At 40.9% G+C, this 18165-nt stretch carries 19 protein-coding genes and 2 other annotated features; all 19 genes read right to left on the bottom strand.

Annotation, left to right across the window (positions count from 1 at the left end; translation table 11 throughout):
* Positions 1 to 11: 11 nt before the first annotated feature.
* Positions 12 to 425 carry a 30S ribosomal protein S12 gene (rpsL, locus tag DL897_RS12840; RefSeq protein ID WP_113659550.1) on the bottom strand — a complete coding sequence of 138 codons (414 nt, stop codon included), beginning with the start codon at positions 423 to 425 and terminating at the stop codon, positions 12 to 14.
* A 135-nt stretch (positions 426 to 560) separates the two neighbouring features.
* The gene (locus DL897_RS12835; protein WP_113659549.1) at positions 561 to 812 is read right to left on the bottom strand and encodes a 50S ribosomal protein L7ae-like protein; all 252 of its coding nucleotides are present in this window, start codon (positions 810 to 812) and stop codon (positions 561 to 563) included.
* 105 nt (positions 813 to 917) lie between these two features.
* Positions 918 to 4535: a DNA-directed RNA polymerase subunit beta' gene (gene rpoC, locus DL897_RS12830; RefSeq protein WP_113659548.1), complete on the bottom strand. Its 3618-nt coding sequence runs from the start codon at positions 4533 to 4535 to the stop codon at positions 918 to 920.
* An 86-nt stretch (positions 4536 to 4621) separates the two neighbouring features.
* Positions 4622 to 8158, bottom strand: coding sequence for a DNA-directed RNA polymerase subunit beta (gene rpoB / locus DL897_RS12825; protein WP_420824139.1), 3537 nt, complete (start codon positions 8156 to 8158; stop codon positions 4622 to 4624).
* A 238-nt stretch (positions 8159 to 8396) separates the two neighbouring features.
* Complete coding sequence (locus DL897_RS12820) at positions 8397 to 8999, bottom strand: class I SAM-dependent methyltransferase (protein WP_113659546.1); 603 nt, start codon at positions 8997 to 8999, stop codon at positions 8397 to 8399.
* Positions 9000 to 9157: 158 nt separating this feature from the next.
* Entirely contained in the window at positions 9158 to 9520 is a 363-nt protein-coding gene (rplL, locus tag DL897_RS12815; protein WP_113659545.1) for a 50S ribosomal protein L7/L12, read from the bottom strand.
* A 49-nt stretch (positions 9521 to 9569) separates the two neighbouring features.
* Entirely contained in the window at positions 9570 to 10082 is a 513-nt protein-coding gene (gene rplJ, locus DL897_RS12810) for a 50S ribosomal protein L10 (protein WP_113659544.1), read from the bottom strand.
* Positions 10083 to 10108: 26 nt separating this feature from the next.
* Positions 10109 to 10235, bottom strand: a sequence feature (ribosomal protein L10 leader region).
* A gap of 55 nt (positions 10236 to 10290) precedes the next feature.
* Positions 10291 to 11031, bottom strand: a complete 741-nt coding sequence (gene rplA, locus DL897_RS12805; RefSeq protein ID WP_420824137.1) for a 50S ribosomal protein L1 — start codon at positions 11029 to 11031, stop codon at positions 10291 to 10293.
* A gap of 33 nt (positions 11032 to 11064) precedes the next feature.
* On the bottom strand, positions 11065 to 11490 hold the full coding sequence (gene rplK, locus DL897_RS12800) for a 50S ribosomal protein L11 (RefSeq protein ID WP_113659542.1): 426 nt from the start codon (positions 11488 to 11490) through the stop codon (positions 11065 to 11067).
* 144 nt (positions 11491 to 11634) lie between these two features.
* Entirely contained in the window at positions 11635 to 12168 is a 534-nt protein-coding gene (nusG, locus tag DL897_RS12795) for a transcription termination/antitermination protein NusG (protein ID WP_113659541.1), read from the bottom strand.
* 50 nt (positions 12169 to 12218) lie between these two features.
* A complete protein-coding gene (gene secE / locus DL897_RS12790; protein ID WP_113659540.1) occupies positions 12219 to 12446 on the bottom strand; it encodes a preprotein translocase subunit SecE in 228 nt (75 codons plus the stop codon).
* A gap of 36 nt (positions 12447 to 12482) precedes the next feature.
* Entirely contained in the window at positions 12483 to 12632 is a 150-nt protein-coding gene (gene rpmG / locus DL897_RS12785) for a 50S ribosomal protein L33 (RefSeq protein ID WP_113659539.1), read from the bottom strand.
* A gap of 160 nt (positions 12633 to 12792) precedes the next feature.
* A complete protein-coding gene (locus tag DL897_RS12780; protein ID WP_113659538.1) occupies positions 12793 to 13047 on the bottom strand; it encodes a hypothetical protein in 255 nt (84 codons plus the stop codon).
* 234 nt (positions 13048 to 13281) lie between these two features.
* The gene (gene sigH, locus DL897_RS12775; RefSeq protein WP_206186526.1) at positions 13282 to 13947 is read right to left on the bottom strand and encodes an RNA polymerase sporulation sigma factor SigH; all 666 of its coding nucleotides are present in this window, start codon (positions 13945 to 13947) and stop codon (positions 13282 to 13284) included.
* Positions 13948 to 14028: 81 nt separating this feature from the next.
* Positions 14029 to 14568: an NYN domain-containing protein gene (locus DL897_RS12770; protein WP_113659537.1), complete on the bottom strand. Its 540-nt coding sequence runs from the start codon at positions 14566 to 14568 to the stop codon at positions 14029 to 14031.
* Positions 14561 to 15304 carry a 23S rRNA (guanosine(2251)-2'-O)-methyltransferase RlmB gene (gene rlmB, locus DL897_RS12765; protein ID WP_113659536.1) on the bottom strand — a complete coding sequence of 248 codons (744 nt, stop codon included), beginning with the start codon at positions 15302 to 15304 and terminating at the stop codon, positions 14561 to 14563. Before rlmB ends, DL897_RS12770 begins: the two co-directional genes overlap by 8 nt.
* A 4-nt stretch (positions 15305 to 15308) precedes the next feature.
* Positions 15309 to 15722 (bottom strand): Mini-ribonuclease 3, encoded by a 414-nt coding sequence (locus DL897_RS12760; protein ID WP_113659535.1) that lies wholly within the window; start codon positions 15720 to 15722, stop codon positions 15309 to 15311.
* A complete protein-coding gene (gene cysS / locus DL897_RS12755; protein WP_113659534.1) occupies positions 15719 to 17119 on the bottom strand; it encodes a cysteine--tRNA ligase in 1401 nt (466 codons plus the stop codon). Before cysS ends, DL897_RS12760 begins: the two co-directional genes overlap by 4 nt.
* Positions 17088 to 17816 (bottom strand): serine O-acetyltransferase, encoded by a 729-nt coding sequence (cysE, locus tag DL897_RS12750; protein WP_113659533.1) that lies wholly within the window; start codon positions 17814 to 17816, stop codon positions 17088 to 17090. Before cysE ends, cysS begins: the two co-directional genes overlap by 32 nt.
* Before the next feature lie 46 nt (positions 17817 to 17862).
* Positions 17863 to 18089, bottom strand: a binding site (T-box leader).
* Positions 18090 to 18165: the final 76 nt, after the last annotated feature.

Raw genomic sequence — 18165 nt, 5'->3', positions numbered from 1 at the left:
TAATCATTCATTTATTTTTTAGGACGTTTTGCACCATATTTAGAACGACCTTGCATACGATTAGCCACACCTGCAGTGTCGAGTGTACCACGTACGATGTGATAACGTACACCAGGTAAGTCTTTTACACGACCACCACGAACAAGAACAACGGAGTGTTCTTGCAAATTATGTCCAATCCCTGGAATATACGCTGTGACTTCAATATTGTTGCTTAAACGTACACGCGCATATTTACGTAAAGCTGAGTTCGGTTTTTTCGGGGTCATGGTACCAACACGAGTACACACACCACGTTTTTGTGGAGAACTTTGTGGAACGTGTGCTTTCTTAAAGCTATTGTAACTTACTTGAAGAGCAGGAGATTTCGATTTCGTCACTTTACTCTTACGACCTTTACGAACTAGCTGATTAATTGTTGGCATTCGTCGCACCTCCTTCTTTTCAATAAATTAAGACCACAGATCCAGGCGGTTCATTTTTGAATCTAAAAAGACGAACGACTTATTTCAACATGGGACCGCGCACATTGATTTGTACGCGGTCAAATCTATAGTCGCTCAATCGGATAAAATTGCTGCTGTAGCAGCCGATACTTCGATGCCACATGCCTTTCCGAGCTCTTTCATCGAATCGACACGAACAACAGCAACTCCGTGTTGTTTGCACAGTGAAATGATCAAATCCGTAATATGTGGTTTAGCATCAACAGCCACATAAACTTCTTCTGTTTTTCCCTGCTCAATTGCTTTTCTTGTTTGCTTGGTACCAATCGCGATCCACTTTGCTTGTTTCACTTTTTCATAAGACATCGATTCGCCCTCCAAAGTGAAGAATTCCCAAGCACACGAAAATATCTTACCACCGAAGCATTCATCTGTCAATAAAATGTCATGAAAAAACGTTTTTCCAAATCTCTACTCTACAAGAACGGTTTCTTTAGTGACTGATTCTAAGTCATCCGTAATTTCGTTAGCAAGTTTTGGTTGTAAAGTACGATACCGTGCCATACCTGTTCCAGCCGGAACCAACTTACCAATAATTACATTTTCTTTTAGCCCTAGTAATCGGTCTACCTTTCCTTTGATTGCTGCATCGGTTAAAACGCGTGTTGTTTCTTGGAATGATGCTGCTGACAAGAAAGACTCTGTTTCCAGCGAAGCTTTCGTAATCCCGAGCAGAATTGGACGGGCTACAGCTGGCTCACCACCCGATAAAAGAACTTTGCGATTGGCTTCTTCAAAGTCATGAATATCTACAGTCGCTCCTGGAAGTAGTTCCGTTGTACCGGAATCAGTGACCTTAACTTTTCGCATCATTTGGCGAATCATTACTTCCACGTGCTTATCGTTAATTTCTACCCCTTGCAAACGATATACTTTCTGTACTTCTTGCAATAGGTAACCTTGTACGCCTTTGATTCCTTTAACACGTAAAAGTTCTTTTGGATCAATTGATCCTTCAGTAAGCTCATCACCGGCTTGAATGATATCGCCAACAGCTACTTTAATTCGTGAACCATATGGTACATGCTGTACTTTGGTTTCAACTTCGCCTTCGATCTCAATCTCACGGCGATCTTTCACTTCACGAATATCAATGACTTTTCCGCTAATTTCACTAATAATCGCTAAGCCTTTTGGATTCCGTGCTTCAAATAGCTCTTGAATCCGCGGTAAACCTTGTGTGATATCATCTCCAGCTACACCACCGGTATGGAAAGTACGCATGGTTAACTGAGTTCCTGGTTCTCCAATGGACTGAGCAGCGATAATTCCAACTGCTTCACCAATCTCGACAGGTGTACCTAGAGCCAAGTTCCGACCATAACATTTTTTACAGACACCGTGTTTCGTACGACATAGTAGAACAGAGCGAATGACAACTTTTTCGATACCCGCTTCAATCATATGTGAAGCACATTCTTCGTCGATCATTTGTCCGCGCTTCACGATGATTTTTCCTGTTTCAGGATGGCGTACTGTTTCAAAAGCAGTGCGACCTACAATTCGGTCATACAAGCCCTCAATAATTTCATTTCCATCGCTAATCTTTGTGACAGCAAGCCCTTTATCTGTTCCACAGTCATCTTCACGAACAATAACATCCTGGGCTACATCTACTAAACGGCGTGTCAGATAACCAGAGTCCGCAGTACGAAGGGCTGTATCTGCCAATCCTTTCCGCGCACCGTGAGTAGAAATAAAGTATTCTAACACGGTAAGACCTTCCCGGAAGTTGGTACGAATTGGTTGCTCAATAATTTTACCTGCAGGGTTTGCCATCAAACCACGCATACCAGCTAACTGTGTAATCTGTGAAACGTTACCCCGTGCTCCAGAGTCAGCCATCATAAAGATCGGATTATATTTACCCATATTGTTCATTAATACTTCAGTAATCTGATCTTTCGATTGACTCCAGATCGAAATAACTCGCTCATAGCGTTCTTCATCCGTAATCAGACCCCGACGATATTGTTTCAAGACCGTATCGACTTTTTTCTGTGCTTCATTTAGAATTTCTTGTTTTTCTTCTGGAACCTTAACATCAGAAACCGACATCGTAATGCCAGCTTTGGTTGAATAGGAATAACCTAGGGCTTTAATCTTATCCAGTGTCTCTGATGTAATGGTTGTTCCAAAACGGCGGAAGATCTCTGCAATAATCGATCCTAAGAATTTCTTTTTAAAAGCACCAGGATCAGGAAGTTTACTTAAAAATTCTTTTACGTTTATTCCTTTTTCAAAGATGAAGAACTTATCAGGAGTTCCATTAAAATTCCTTGAGGTCGGTTCATTTAGATATGGAAACTCAGCTGGGAAAATCTCATTAAAAATTAATTTACCAACGGTCGTAACTAATAAAGCCTGTTTTTGCTTCTCAGTAAAGGAGGATTTCTTAATATTTTTCGCTGGGATAGCAATCCGCGAGTGTAATGTAACATATCCTTGTTGATAGGAGTTAATTGCTTCACCGATTGAATGGAATATACTTCCTTCTCCTTTTTCTCCTTCTTTTTCAATGGTTAAATAATAACAACCTAAAACCATATCCTGAGAAGGAGTCACAACAGGCTTTCCATCTTTCGGATTCAATATATTTTGAGCTGCAAGCATCAACAGTCGTGCCTCTGCTTGAGCTTCCGCGGATAATGGTACGTGAACCGCCATTTGGTCACCATCAAAGTCTGCATTATACGCTGTACAAACCAATGGATGCAAACGTATAGCCCGTCCTTCGACAAGAACTGGTTCAAATGCCTGAATACCCAAGCGGTGAAGGGTAGGTGCACGGTTTAAAAGAACAGGGTGCTCCTTAATTACTTCCTCTAACACATCCCAGACTTCTGGATGAACGCGCTCTACTTTCCGTTTTGCACTTTTAATATTATGAGCTAATCCTTTGGCTACTAGCTCTTTCATTACAAAAGGCTTAAAGAGTTCCAGTGCCATTTCTTTCGGTAAACCACACTGATACATTTTTAAATATGGTCCTACAACGATAACAGAACGACCTGAATAATCTACTCGCTTCCCAAGTAAGTTTTGTCGGAAACGTCCTTGTTTCCCTTTGAGCATATGGGATAGTGATTTTAGTGGACGATTACCGGGTCCTGTGACAGGACGACCCCGACGACCATTATCGATCAATGAATCGACTGCTTCTTGTAACATCCGCTTTTCGTTCTGAACGATGATATCGGGTGCACCTAAGTCAAGCAAACGTTTGAGACGATTATTCCGGTTAATCACACGACGATATAAATCATTGAGATCTGAAGTAGCAAATCGTCCACCATCTAACTGAACCATAGGACGGAGCTCAGGTGGGATGACAGGTAGTACATCTAGTACCATCCACTCTGGATTATTACCTGATGAACGAAATGCTTCAAGTACTTCTAGCCTCTTCACAGCTCGATTACGCCGTTGCCCTTGTGCGGTAGCTAACTCTTCTTTAAGTAGTTCTACTTCTTTATCGAGGTCGATATCTTGTAAAAGTCTCTTTATCGCTTCAGCTCCCATAGTAGCAACAAACGCATTACCATATTTCTCACGATAACTGCGATATTCTTTTTCAGAAAGTAGCTGTTTTTTCTCAAGTGTTGTAGATCCAGGATCAACCACCACATAAGAAGCAAAGTAAATGACTTCTTCGAGTGAACGTGGAGACATATCTAAAACCAAGCCCATTCGACTTGGAATCCCTTTAAAATACCAAATATGGGATACAGGGGCAGCTAGTTCAATATGTCCCATACGCTCACGACGTACTTTGGCACGAGTCACCTCAACACCACAACGGTCACAAACTACTCCTTTATAACGAACCCGCTTATACTTACCACAGTGACACTCCCAATCCTTCGTTGGACCAAAAATCTTTTCACAAAACAAACCTTCTTTTTCGGGCTTTAAAGTACGATAGTTGATCGTTTCAGGCTTTTTTACCTCACCACGAGACCATGAGCGAATTTTTTCAGGAGAGGCGAGGCCGATTTTCATATATTCAAAGTTATTTACGTCTAACATGGGCATTCCTCCCTCAGGATTCATCCCGTTATATAGGTAGGGTGGAAATAGGGAGCAAGCTTTTTAGCGCTCCCCATCATCCATCATTATGAAGTTGACCGGGCATTTTCTTCTGGATCTAAGTCTAAGCCTAACTTATCATTGGATGGTTCATCCTCATCATCTAACTCACGCATCTCGATTTCTTTCTCATCTTCAGCAAGGATTTTAACATCCATTCCAAGACTTTGCAGCTCTTTAATCAATACCTTAAACGACTCAGGCACGCCTGGCTCAGGCACATTTTCACCTTTGACAATCGATTCATAAGTTTTAACCCGTCCAACCACATCATCGGACTTCACAGTTAAAATCTCTTGGAGGGTATAAGCTGCACCATAAGCTTCAAGTGCCCATACCTCCATCTCACCAAACCGTTGTCCACCAAACTGCGCTTTACCACCTAATGGCTGTTGCGTAACGAGTGAATATGGTCCTGTTGAGCGAGCATGGATCTTATCATCAACCATATGTGCCAGCTTGATCATATACATGACACCAACGGTAACTCGATTTTCAAATGGCTCTCCTGTTCTTCCATCATAAAGAACTGTTTTACCATCACGAGATAAGCCAGCTTCTTCGAGTGTATCAAATACATCGATCTCGGTAGCTCCATCAAAAACCGGGGTTGCCACGTGTATCCCAAGTGCTTTGGCTGCCATTCCCAAATGGACTTCAAGTACCTGTCCAATATTCATCCGCGAAGGTACTCCAAGTGGGTTAAGCACCACTTCTACAGGTCTACCATCTGGTAAGAATGGCATATCTTCTTCAGGTAGAATCCGAGCAATAACCCCTTTATTTCCATGACGACCAGCCATTTTATCCCCTTCGGAAATCTTCCGCTTTTGGGCAATATAGACACGAACTAATTGATTTACACCTGGAGGTAATTCATCGCCATTTTCACGTGTAAATACTTTTACATCAACTACAATACCATCTTGGCCATGCGGTACACGTAAAGAAGTATCCCGAACTTCCCGAGCTTTTTCTCCGAAAATAGCATGAAGTAGCCGTTCCTCAGCAGTCAGCTCTGTTACTCCTTTCGGTGTAACTTTTCCTACTAAGATATCTCCTGCCTTAATTTCGGCTCCCACACGAATAATTCCACGTTCATCTAAGTTCTTTAGAGCCTCTTCACCCACGTTAGGAATATCTCGGGTGATCTCTTCCGGACCTAGTTTGGTGTCACGTGCTTCTATTTCATGTTTTTCAATGTGAATGGAAGTATATACATCTTCTTTAACCAGTTTTTCACTAAGCAATATAGCATCCTCGTAGTTATAACCTTCCCATGTCATAAAGGCTACCACTACATTACGTCCTAATGCCATTTCACCTTGCTCTGTCGATGGACCGTCTCCTAAAACGTCTCCTGCTTTCACTTTATCTCCTGCGCGAACCAAAGGACGTTGGTTAATACAAGTTCCTTGGTTAGAACGAGAAAATTTAGTGAGCTTATATTTATCTAGGTCACCTCTTACAAGAACGCCATCTACTTCTTTTTCATGACGAACCCAGATTTCATTGGCAGTTACACGCTCAACCGTCCCACCTCGTCTAGCCAAAATCATAACACCTGAATCACGTGCTGCTTTATGCTCCATCCCCGTTCCAATAAAAGGAGCTTGAGGCATTAATAATGGAACAGCTTGCCGTTGCATGTTTGATCCCATTAAGGCACGGTTCGAATCATCGTTTTCCAAAAACGGAATACATGCTGTAGCAACTGAAACTACCTGTTTAGGAGAAACATCCATATAGTCTACGCGATCACGTGGTACTGTTAAGATCTCATCCTGATAACGAACATCTACTAAATCATTGATAAAATTACCCTCATCATCAATGAGTGCATTTGCTTGCGCTACATAGTAGTTATCCTCTTCATCAGCAGTTAAGTAATCAATCTGATCTGTTACACGTCCTGTTTCAGGATCAACACGCCGATATGGTGTCTCAATAAAACCGTAGTCATTGATACGAGCATATGAGGATAATGAGTTAATCAGACCAATGTTCGGTCCCTCAGGAGTTTCGATTGGACACATCCGACCATAGTGTGAGTGGTGAACGTCACGCACTTCAAACCCTGCACGCTCCCGGGTTAAACCTCCTGGTCCAAGTGCAGATAAACGTCGTTTGTGAGTTAACTCTGCAAGTGGATTGGTTTGATCCATAAACTGTGATAACTGGCTGCTACCAAAGAATTCTTTAATGGAAGCAATCACAGGACGAATATTAATAAGTGCCTGTGGAGTAATTGCATTCGCATCTTGAATAGACATCCGTTCGCGTACAACCCGTTCCATTCTAGATAAACCGATACGGAATTGATTTTGTAACAACTCACCAACCGAACGAAGACGACGGTTTCCTAAATGATCAATGTCATCAATTGTACCTACACCATGTAGTAAGTTAATAAAATAGTTGATGGAAGAAATAATATCAGCTGGAGTAATATGTTTAACAGACTGATCAATTTCTCCGTTTGAAATCACCTTGATCGCTTTACCCTCTTGCAGCGGTGATTCAATATGTACCGTCTGCAATCGAATAGCCCCTTCATCAGGTACACCACCACGTACCGAATGATCTTGTAAACCAACAGCTTGGTCTCCAACTAAGTAAGGAAGTAGTTTATCAAGAACACGACGCTCTAATGTTGTACCTGCTTCTGCTAAGATTTCACCTGTTTCAGGATCAACGATAGCTTGGGCAAGCTTTTGGTTCAATAAGCGGTTTTTAATATGCAGTTTTTTATTGATCTTGTATCGACCCACTGCTGCTAAATCATAGCGTTTTGGATCGAAAAAACGGGAATATAAAAGACTACGGGCATTATCAGCAGTAGGTGGTTCACCTGGTCGTAAGCGTTCATAGATTTCTATCAATGCTTTTTCTGTATTTCCGGTATTATCCTTATCCAAGGTATTCCGAACATACTCATCATCACCCAAAAGATCAAGGATTTCAGCATCACTACTAAACCCTAAAGCACGTAACAAAACTGTCACTGGTATTTTCCGAGTACGATCAATTCTTACATAGATGATATCTTTGGCATCTGTTTCAAACTCGAGCCAAGCACCACGATTCGGAATTACCGTTGCTGTATAAGTTGGTTTACCGTTCTTATCTACTTTCGTGTTATAATACACACTAGGTGAACGAACCAATTGGCTAACAATGACACGTTCAGCACCATTAATGATAAAGGTACCAGTCTCGGTCATTAGTGGGAAGTCTCCCATGAATACTTCTTGTTCTTTTACTTCGCCAGTTTCTTTATTAATGAGTCGTACTTTCACACGTAGAGGAGCCGCATAGGTCACTTGGTGATCTTTGGCTTCTTCTACATTGTACTTGGTTTCACCTAAACTGTAGTCGATAAATTCGAGTACAAGATTTCCGGTGAAGTCTTCGATGGGAGAAATGTCACGAAACATCTCTCGAAGTCCTTCATCGAGAAACCACTCATACGACTTCTTTTGAATTTCAATCAGATTAGGCAGTTCTAAGACTTCATGAATTCGAGCATAGCTCCTTCTTTGCCTCCGACCGCACTCTATCATTTTACCAGCCAAACAAACTCCCCCCTCGTACCGAGTCGCTTGACGCTATCAAGGCGTTTGTGCCTAAAAAAAGAAAATGGGTGTAATACCTCATTTTAACCTAGATGTAGTTTATTTACCTATCTTAACCAATTAATGGCAAAATAAAACTAGAAGAAATGTACTTAGCAAAAAATGGTTAAGTTCGTTCAGATAGACTTTCTGCAATTTATTACATTAGCATATAGGGACAAACATGTCAATAAATTGTCGCTTGAATGATCCAATAACCCTTTTTTTGCGCTACCACTTCTACATGATCATAGTTTCGTTCTAACTCTTTTTTTGCAGACTCTGCCCCCTGCTTTTTACGAATGACAATCCATAAACTTCCACCTGGGACCAGATGGCTTTTTGCTTCAGAAAATAATTCGTAAATAGCTGATTTACCAATACGAATGGGCGGATTAAACAAAATCATATCAAAAGAACGGTTAGCAAGCTCACTAAATCCTTCACTGACTATACACTCAACTTGTCCTATAACACGATTAACTTCAGCATTTCGTTTGGCAAGTGCAATGGCTCGTTCATTGATATCCACCATCACCACTGAAAGCTGTGGATATGCTCTGGCGAGTGTTATACCAATCGGACCATAACCTGCTCCTAAATCAAGAACAGTCTTCTCTTGTTGCAGAGAAACATTCTCTATTAGAAGTCGACTTCCAAAATCAATGCCTTTTTTGGAGAATACTCCGCTGTCCGTATAAAAGGTAAACGAGTGTTCTAGTAGATGGGCTTGAAAGCAGCGTTCTTCACTTTTTGCAGATGGGTTCGACGAGTAATAATGCTCGTGCATGAATAGAAACCTCCTCTACGGAAAATGATATGGAGGTTTGCGAGAGCCTTAACAAATCAGAAGCCGATCAATTCCTCGTCAAATCTTACGGGAACATCTCGGCTGATAGAACAAAGCGACCCGCCGACCAATGACGGCGGGTCAGGCCGGAATCTGCATTACTTCAGTTCTACACTAGCACCGGCTTCTTCGAGTTCTGCTTTGATTTTTTCTGCTTCTTCTTTAGAAGCTCCTTCTTTAATTGGGCTTGGAGCACCATCAACAAGCGCTTTTGCTTCTTTGAGTCCGAGACCAGTAATTCCACGAACCACTTTGATTACGTTGATTTTGGAAGCACCAGCACTGTTTAAGATAACATCGAATTCGGTTTTTTCTTCTTCTTTGCCACCATCAACTGGTCCTACTACTGCTACTGGAGCAGCTGCTTTTACATCAAATTCTTCTTCGATTGCTTTTACGAGGTCGTTCAGTTCGAGAACGCTCATTCCTTTAATCGCTTCAATGATTTGTTCTTTCGTCATGAGAGTTTACCTCCTTATATTCTTTCCATATTTATTTTTTCAAACAGCATTAAGCTTCCTGAGCAGGAGCACCTTCTTCGTTTTTCTCAGCCACAGCTTTAACTGCAAGCGCAAATTGACGCATTGGTGCTTGAAGAACACTAAGCAGCATAGACAAAAGACCTTCGCGAGATGGTAGTTGAGCGAGCTCAGTAATCGCCTCAACATCTACCACATTTCCCTCTACGACTCCAGCTTTGATTTTGAGAGCTTCGTGATCTTTCGCAAATTGATAGAGTACTTTTGCAGGAGCAACCACATCATCATTGCTAAACGCAACCGCAGTAGGTCCAGTTAAATGTTTCTCTAACTCCGTATATCCTACTTCTGCACTTGCACGGCGAGTCAGCGTATTTTTAAGTACATAGAACTCAACCCCTGCTTCTCGCAACTGCTTACGTAACTCATTGGACTCAGCTACTGTTAGACCACGGTAGTCAGTCAAAATTGTACTTTTGCTGTTAGATAACTTTTCAACGATCTCAGCTACTTTTTGCTTTTTTAACTCAATTGCTTTGGACATGGGTACACCTCCTCATCAGGAGTTTTTCAGAAATAGAAAAAGCCTCCGTAGACAGTCGAAGGCCGCAAAAATACACATTTTATCCAAGCCACCTCGGTAGGGAATTAAGTGCACATGCACACCTACTGTCTACGGTAATCTTTTATTCGAATTTTGACGAGGTTAAGGATACTGAAATTCTACCTCGTTGTCAAGGGTTTGCCAAAAATTAACGACCAGATAAGCGAGCTACATTAACAGTTACACCAGGACCCATTGTAGAAGAAATGGTGCAATTCTTCATATAGGTACCTTTAGCAGCTGCAGGTTTTGCTTTGATTAATGTTTCAGCCAAAACTTGTAAGTTTTCAGCTAGCTTTTCTACATCAAATGAAACCTTACCAATCGCCGCATGCACGTTACCTGATTTATCAGCACGGTACTCGATTTTACCAGCTTTAATTTCTTGAACTGCTTTGGCTACTTCAAAAGTAACGGTACCCGTTTTTGGGTTTGGCATAAGACCTTTAGGTCCTAAAATCCGCCCTAAACGACCTACTTGTCCCATCATATCTGGGGTAGCAACTACCACGTCAAAGTCAAGCCATCCTTGACTTACCTTGTTGATGAGGTCCTCATCGCCTACGAACTCAGCACCTGCTTGTTCTGCTTCTTTCGCTTTCTCGCCTTTTGCAAAAACAAGTACTCGCTTCGTTTTACCTGTTCCATGAGGAAGTACAACAGCCCCTCTTACTTGTTGATCCGCACGTTTGGTATCAACCCCAAGACGGAATGCTGCTTCAATGGTCTCATCAAATTTAGCAGTTGAAATACTTTTGATAAGCTCAAGCGCTTCAATAGGATCATATTGCTTTTCGCTATCCACTTTACCAAGTGCTTCTAAATACTTTTTACCATGTTTAGCCACTGTTTTTCCTCCCTTCGTGGTCGTAACGGATAATCCTCCCACAAGCCATGATTACTCGTGGCAGAGTAGTCATGCTTAATCTTCGATAACAATACCCATGCTACGAGCAGTACCTTCGACCATACGCATAGCTGCTTCTACGCTCGCTGCATTGAGATCAGGCATTTTAAGCTCTGCAATCTCACGTACTTTATCCCGTTTAACCGTTGCCACTTTCGTTTTGTTTGGTTCACCAGAACCTGATTCAATCCCTGCAGCTTTCTTTAATAACACTGCTGCTGGTGGTGTTTTGGTGATGAAAGTAAACGAACGATCTTCATATACTGTAATTTCAACTGGAATGATTAATCCAGCTTGTTCTGCAGTACGGGCATTAAATTCTTTACAAAAGCCCATAATGTTAACCCCAGCTTGACCAAGTGCCGGACCTACTGGTGGTGCCGGATTCGCCTTACCAGCGGGGATTTGCAGCTTGACCACTTTAATCACTTTTTTGGCCATGCAAATCTACCTCCTTCAAGAATGTGGTTTTCTCGGGTTTGACCCTCCCACGGCAACGACAGACGTCTGCCCCGAAGATAGGGGTACAACTAAAACAGTACTAATTTATCACAACACAGCCGAAAACGAAAGGCTTCCTAAACTTTAAATTTTTTCTATCTGGAAGAAGTCGAGTTCCACTGGCGTTTCCCGCCCAAACATATTAACCAATACTTTTAGTTTTGAACGGCTAAGATCCACCTCTTCAATCACACCAACAAAGTTAGCAAATGGGCCTTCTTTTACTTTGACATTTTCACCAACAGTAAAGTCAGCAGTTGCCCGTGGCTCTTCTAGACCCATTTGATGAAGGATGGTGTGTGCTTCTTCCGACCGAAGGGGGGTCGGTTTTGAACCTGCCCCAGACGAACCGACAAATCCGGTTACACCTGGTGTGTTCCGTACGACATACCACGAGTCATCAGTCATGATCATCTCGACTAAGACGTATCCTGGGAATACTTTACGCATGACTGTTTTTTTCTTACCTTCCTTGTGCTCGATCTCTTCTTCCATTGGAACGAGGACACGAAAGATTTTATCTTGCATATCCATGGAGTGAACGCGCTTCTCCAAGTTAGCTTTTACTTTATTCTCGTAGCCAGAATACGTATGAACGACATACCATTGCTTTTCCATAACCTATCGGGTCTACCCTATCCCCCCTTCATGGCATAACGCCTTAACTATTACTTCATAATCAGTTTTACAATCTCAGCGATACCCAAGTCGATAATAAAAAAGAAGATTGTAAGTACTATACAAATTGATAATACAACAGTGGTATAACTAACCATTTCTTTACGGCTGGGCCAACGTACTTTTTTTAGCTCTTGTATACTACCGCGAAAGAAGCCCGATGTACCGGATACACTTTTTTTGATCCCGCGACCGATACCGCTAATAAATGATGCCATGCTGTCACCCCCATCTTCTAACAAAGCGCGAAAGCTTTATTTTGTTTCGCGATGTACGGTGTGTGCGTTGCAACGAGGACAAAATTTACGGAGTTCCATACGGTCTGGATGTTTCCGTTTATTTTTAGAAGTTGTATAGTTACGATTGCGGCATTCTGTGCATTGCATGGTAACTGTTACCCGCATGGTCGGCACCTCCTTGATTCAAAATAACCGCTCATAAAATAAATATATAAAATCACCAAATTACATTATCATAATGAACTTTTTCTGTCAATGTCATGTCCTACTTGTTTTCTTATCTTAACGCTTCTAAAATGTCTAAAAACAGATTTGCAAACATTTTTTATTGTCTATATAAACGCACTTGATTGTAAATTATGCTTGTATGGAAATATATCTCTCTTGAGATACCTAAACCAATCCGCGACTTGTTAACGAAGTATATCCCCGCCATAGTTCCACAAACAATAGCTATATCAGCAATATAAATATCTTTGGTGAAAACATCCATTATCTGTCCATTCTTAATAACAAGATCTGCTAATTCCTCTTTATTTGCCACCTTGATCAGATATTCACAGAACAGAGAATGAGCCATCTACCCATTTCTCCTTTTTTCGCTATTTTTCCCGATCACCAGTCGTTCATAAACGAATCGATTACCATTTCAACTCCATTCTTTCAGCCCACTTTAAAAGAACTTTTTAGGTAGGCCTTTTAACTCTATTACACATCTTTTTATGACAACAAAAAAGGAATATGTAACTTTTTGTCGAATATGAAAAACAGGTACCATTTGTGTACCTGTTTTCGGAAAATAAGATATGTCAGTCTAAAGTGAAATTTCACGCACTTCTAGATAACGTTCGAGTTTTCGTTTCACTCTCTGTAGTGCATTATCAATCGATTTCACATGTCGATTTAAGTCAACAGCAATCTCTTGATAGGAACGTCCATCTAAATATAACATTAATACTTTTCGTTCTAAATCACTTAGAATCTGGGAAATCTTCCCTTCAATATCATTATACTCCTCTTGTGTAATATAAATCTCTTCGGGATTTAGTCGGCTACCAGGAATCTTGTCCATCAATGTGCGATCAGAATCCTCATCATATGCAGGCTTGTCCAACGAGACATAAGAATTAAGTGGAATATGCTTTTGCCGAGTAGCTGTTTTGATCGCTGTAATAATCTGACGAGTAATGCATAGTTCAGCAAAAGCTTTAAAAGATGAAAGCTTGTCTCCACGAAAATCCCGAATCGCCTTATATAAGCCGATCATACCTTCTTGCACAATATCTTCATGATCCGCACCAATTAAGAAATATGATCTTGCTTTTGCTCTAACAAAATTTTTGTACTTATTGATCAAGTATTCCAAAGCCTCATCATCGCCGAAACGCACTTCTTCTACCAGCTCTTCGTCGGGTAATGACTTATAATCTACCAGTTTATCATAATTAATCCATTCACTGGACTGTAGATCTACACTCACCGCTATCCCTCCGACTAAGTAAGCATAGAGACCCGATTTATGCTATTATAGCTGAACTGAAACAAAAACGTCAAATTTTCACTAATTTTTCCTTCGCCATTTTTCCAATTTGTTTCTAATTTCATCAGATAATCTCTCTTCTAAGGCGTTTCCTGAAGTAATATTGATATTCCCCTTTTTACGTAATCTATCACTTAATTTTTGTTTCCCTAGCCTAATTTCTTGTAACAGCTCACGGGAAGAAATGCGATAAGCACCTTGACCAAACACCATACGCTGCTCTAAATAATCCGAGGTTGCCACAAAGATGCGTCGATGGGGGCTCTTATACTTTTTGACAAAACGCTCAATTAACTCATCTGCTGTTTCTCCATATCTAGTATAATACACAGTAATTTTTTCCTGTTCTTCAACGACTTCTTTCCCAGCTGTCCGATGAGCATCAAACACAAGAAACACTCGTCTACCTGATGCAGCTTGGTATTCAGAAAGGTCTCGGATCAACTTGATTCGCTCTTCTTCCAACTGAGAAGGATTCCAATGAATCGATCGATCTGTCCCCGTATTAGAGCCAATTACATTATAACCATCAACAACAAGCCATTCTTCTAGCTTATTCATTTCTCATCCTACCACGTAGTACTTCGTACATTAAAATCCCAGCGGCAACAGAAGCATTTAGAGAAGATACTTTTCCTAACATAGGTAGGCGAACCAAAAAGTCACATTTTTTCTTTAAAAGAGGGCTAATTCCTTGCCCCTCATTACCAATAACAATGGCAATCGGCATCTGATAATCGACTTGGTTATAAGTCTGCTTAGCTTCTCCATCACTACCAATGATCCAAATTCCTCTTTCTTTTAATTCTTCAACTAGCCGATTTAAGTTGGGTACACGCACAACAGGGACATATTCAATCGCTCCAGCCGATGTTTTAGCCACAGTTGTTGTAAGTCCAACCGCTCTGCGCTTTGGAATAATCACACCATGCACCCCTGAAGCGTCTGCAGTTCGTAAGATTGAACCAAGGTTATGTGGATCTTCAATCCCATCCAATAAAAGAAAAAATGGGGACTCTCCCAATCTCTCTGCACGCTGAAAACATTCTTCAAGTGTAGCATATTGATAAGCTGCTACCTGTGCCATGACTCCTTGATGATTCCCACCTTCTGCTAGTTGATCTAACTTTGAACGTGGAACCCATTGATAAGGTACTTTAGCCACAGCTATATGATCTAAAATTCCTTTTAAGTTTTTCTTTTGAACTCCCTCAGCGAAAAGAACTTTATCAATACTCCTGCCAGAGCGGATCGCCTCTTGTACCGCATGTCTGCCGATTATCCATTCTGATCCCACTAAACTACACCTCTTCATGATCTTTTTGCAAAATCGTTTGCATTAATTGTTGGATACGTGACTGTTTTCCAGACAAATATAAGTAGCCAAATAAAGCTTCTAACCCTGTACTATAACGGTAATCAGAGACCTTGGCATTCTTGGGTATACTTCCTGACTTTGCATTTCTACCTCGCTTTAGGATGGTTAATTCATCTTCACTTAAAAGTGATTTGATCTGGTAAAATGCCTTTGCCTGCGCATTTGCCGAAACATATTTGGTTGCTTCTTTTTGCAAATGTTGGGGTAAGGAAATGCCTTGTGCAATCAAATACTCACGTACATATATTTCATAAATCGCATCTCCCATATAAGCAAGGGTGAGCGGATTTATCTCTTGGGGCAGTTTAGGTAGAGAAGAAGAGAAGAATTGATTCATTTTCTTCTCCACCGTACACCTTGAGGAGTATCCTCTAATATAATTCCCTTCGCATTTAACATATCACGAATTTCATCTGCCCGTTTAAAATTCTTATCTTTCCGCGCTTGCTGTCGTTCCGCAATTAAAACTTCAACCTCTTGATCCAAACATTCTTGTGCATGGGTATCTATGAGCCCTAGTATATTTCCACCAATCTCTTGAAGGAAGTCTAATAGTAAATTGAGTGACTCAATCGTAACAACAGAGCGTGCAACCCATTCATTTGATAAGCGAACCGCATCAAACAAGACACTAATGGCGTTGGCTGTATTAAAGTCATCATTCATTTCTAACGTAAATTGATCAGTTAATCTTTTCAATTCATGTGTTAATTCCTCAGGCACATCACCAGAGAGTGCTGTCTCTTTACGATGCTGCAGATTAGACACAGCTGTTTGTATACGATCCACACTAGCTTCTGCTTGCTGCATAACTTCTTGGTTAAAGTTAATCGGATTACGATAATGCGAAGATAATAAGAAGTAGCGAATCGCTGGTACCGAATAGTTTTTACGTAGTTCCACAACTCGAATAATATTACCAAGTGATTTAGACATTTTCTCATTATCTATATTAATAAATCCATTGTGCAACCAATATCTAACAAACTGCTTTTCGGTCCATGCCTCACTTTGTGCAATTTCATTCTCATGGTGGGGAAAACAAAGATCCATCCCGCCAGCATGAATATCTAATGTATCGCCTAAATATTTACGCGCCATTACCGAACATTCTAAATGCCAACCAGGCCGTCCAGGTCCCCAAGGGCTTTCCCAACTAATTTCTCCTGGCTTTGCAGCCTTCCACAAAGCAAAATCTAAGGCATGTTCTTTGCGCTCGTTGATCTCAATTCTCGCACCTGACTTTAATTCATCCAAAGATTGATGGGATAGCTTACCGTAATCCTTTTTATATAGAGAACGATAATAAACATCACCATCCCTCTCATAAGCATAACCCTTTTCGATTAAAGTTTGCACTGCGGAAATCATTTCCTCTATATGCTCTGTCGCCCGTGGATGGACATCAGCCCGTTTTACTTTCAGTGCATCCATATCTTCGAAATAGGCATGAATATACTCTTCAGCGATCTCTGGTACTGTGCGTCCTGTATCCATTGAAGCTTGTATCAATCGATCATCCACATCTGTAAAGTTTTGAACATAGGTAACATCATAACCCAAATATTGTAAATAGCGACGAACAACATCAAAAAAAACAAATACACGTGCATTCCCAATATGAATATAGTTATATACTGTTGGTCCACACACGTACATTTTGACTTGATTTGAATTTAGTGGTTCAAATAATTCTTTACGCCTAGTCATTGTATTGTAAAGCTGGACTGCCATGTTCTTTCGTTCCTCCTTGTTCATTCGAATCCACTGCTCTTTTTAACGCTTCTAACTCTGTTTTCAACTGGCTAATCTCAGATTGCATAGAACGAAACATTTCTGCTACAGGATCAGGCAAATTAACATGATCTAGATCCGTTTGTACCCGAACGCCATCTTGGATGACCACTCGTCCAGGTACTCCTACGACCGTTGAATTAGGAGGGATATTTTTTAAGACAACTGAACCCGCACCAATTTTAGCACACCTTCCAACAGTGATCGACCCTAATACCTTAGCTCCAGATGAAATAAGTACATGTTCTTCAATAGTAGGATGACGCTTCCCCTTTTCTTTTCCTGTACCGCCAAGTGTTACACCTTGATAGATCGTCACATAGTCACCAATCTCACATGTCTCACCAATGACCACACCCATTCCATGATCAATAAACACACCATGACCAATCTTAGCTCCTGGATGGATTTCAATCCCTGTAAAAAAACGACTTACCTGTGAAATAATTCGAGCTATCAAAAATAGGTGCTTTTGATAAAAGAAGTGTGCAAGTCGATGTGACCAGATAGCATGTAAACCAGCATAAGTGAGAACCACTTCTATCGTACTTCTCGCTGCGGGATCTCGATCAAATACAGCTTGGATATCTGATTTCATTCCCTTACGTATTTCTTTTAGTTTTCTCCACCAGTTCATGATTTGTTTCACCCCTCTTTAATAAAAAAGTCTCTGTAGCATATGCTACAGAGACGGCATCACTCCGCGGTTCCACTCTGCTTGAATTCATCCAAAATAGAATTCCTCTCTACTCCGTTAACGATGGATATCGGATCATCCTACTACAGCATAAAAGCCGATTCAGATGTCAGCTCATGGGTGCATTTCAAATCTGGAGAAATGAAGCTTTCCACCAAATAGCTCCTCTCTGAGATTCCAACCAGACTTTACTCTCCCAATCATCACTTATCATTTATGTTGTTGTCGAGTAAAAACGTAGCACTTTATTTTCAATCTAGGTTACACATTGCTTTTCAAATAAATCGTT

It is taken from the genome of Thermoflavimicrobium daqui, from assembly GCF_003313465.1.
GTDB lineage: Bacteria > Bacillota > Bacilli > Thermoactinomycetales > Thermoactinomycetaceae > Thermoflavimicrobium > Thermoflavimicrobium daqui.
The sequence above is the reverse complement of the archived record's forward strand: the minus strand, read 5'-3'. Positions and strand labels throughout refer to the sequence as shown.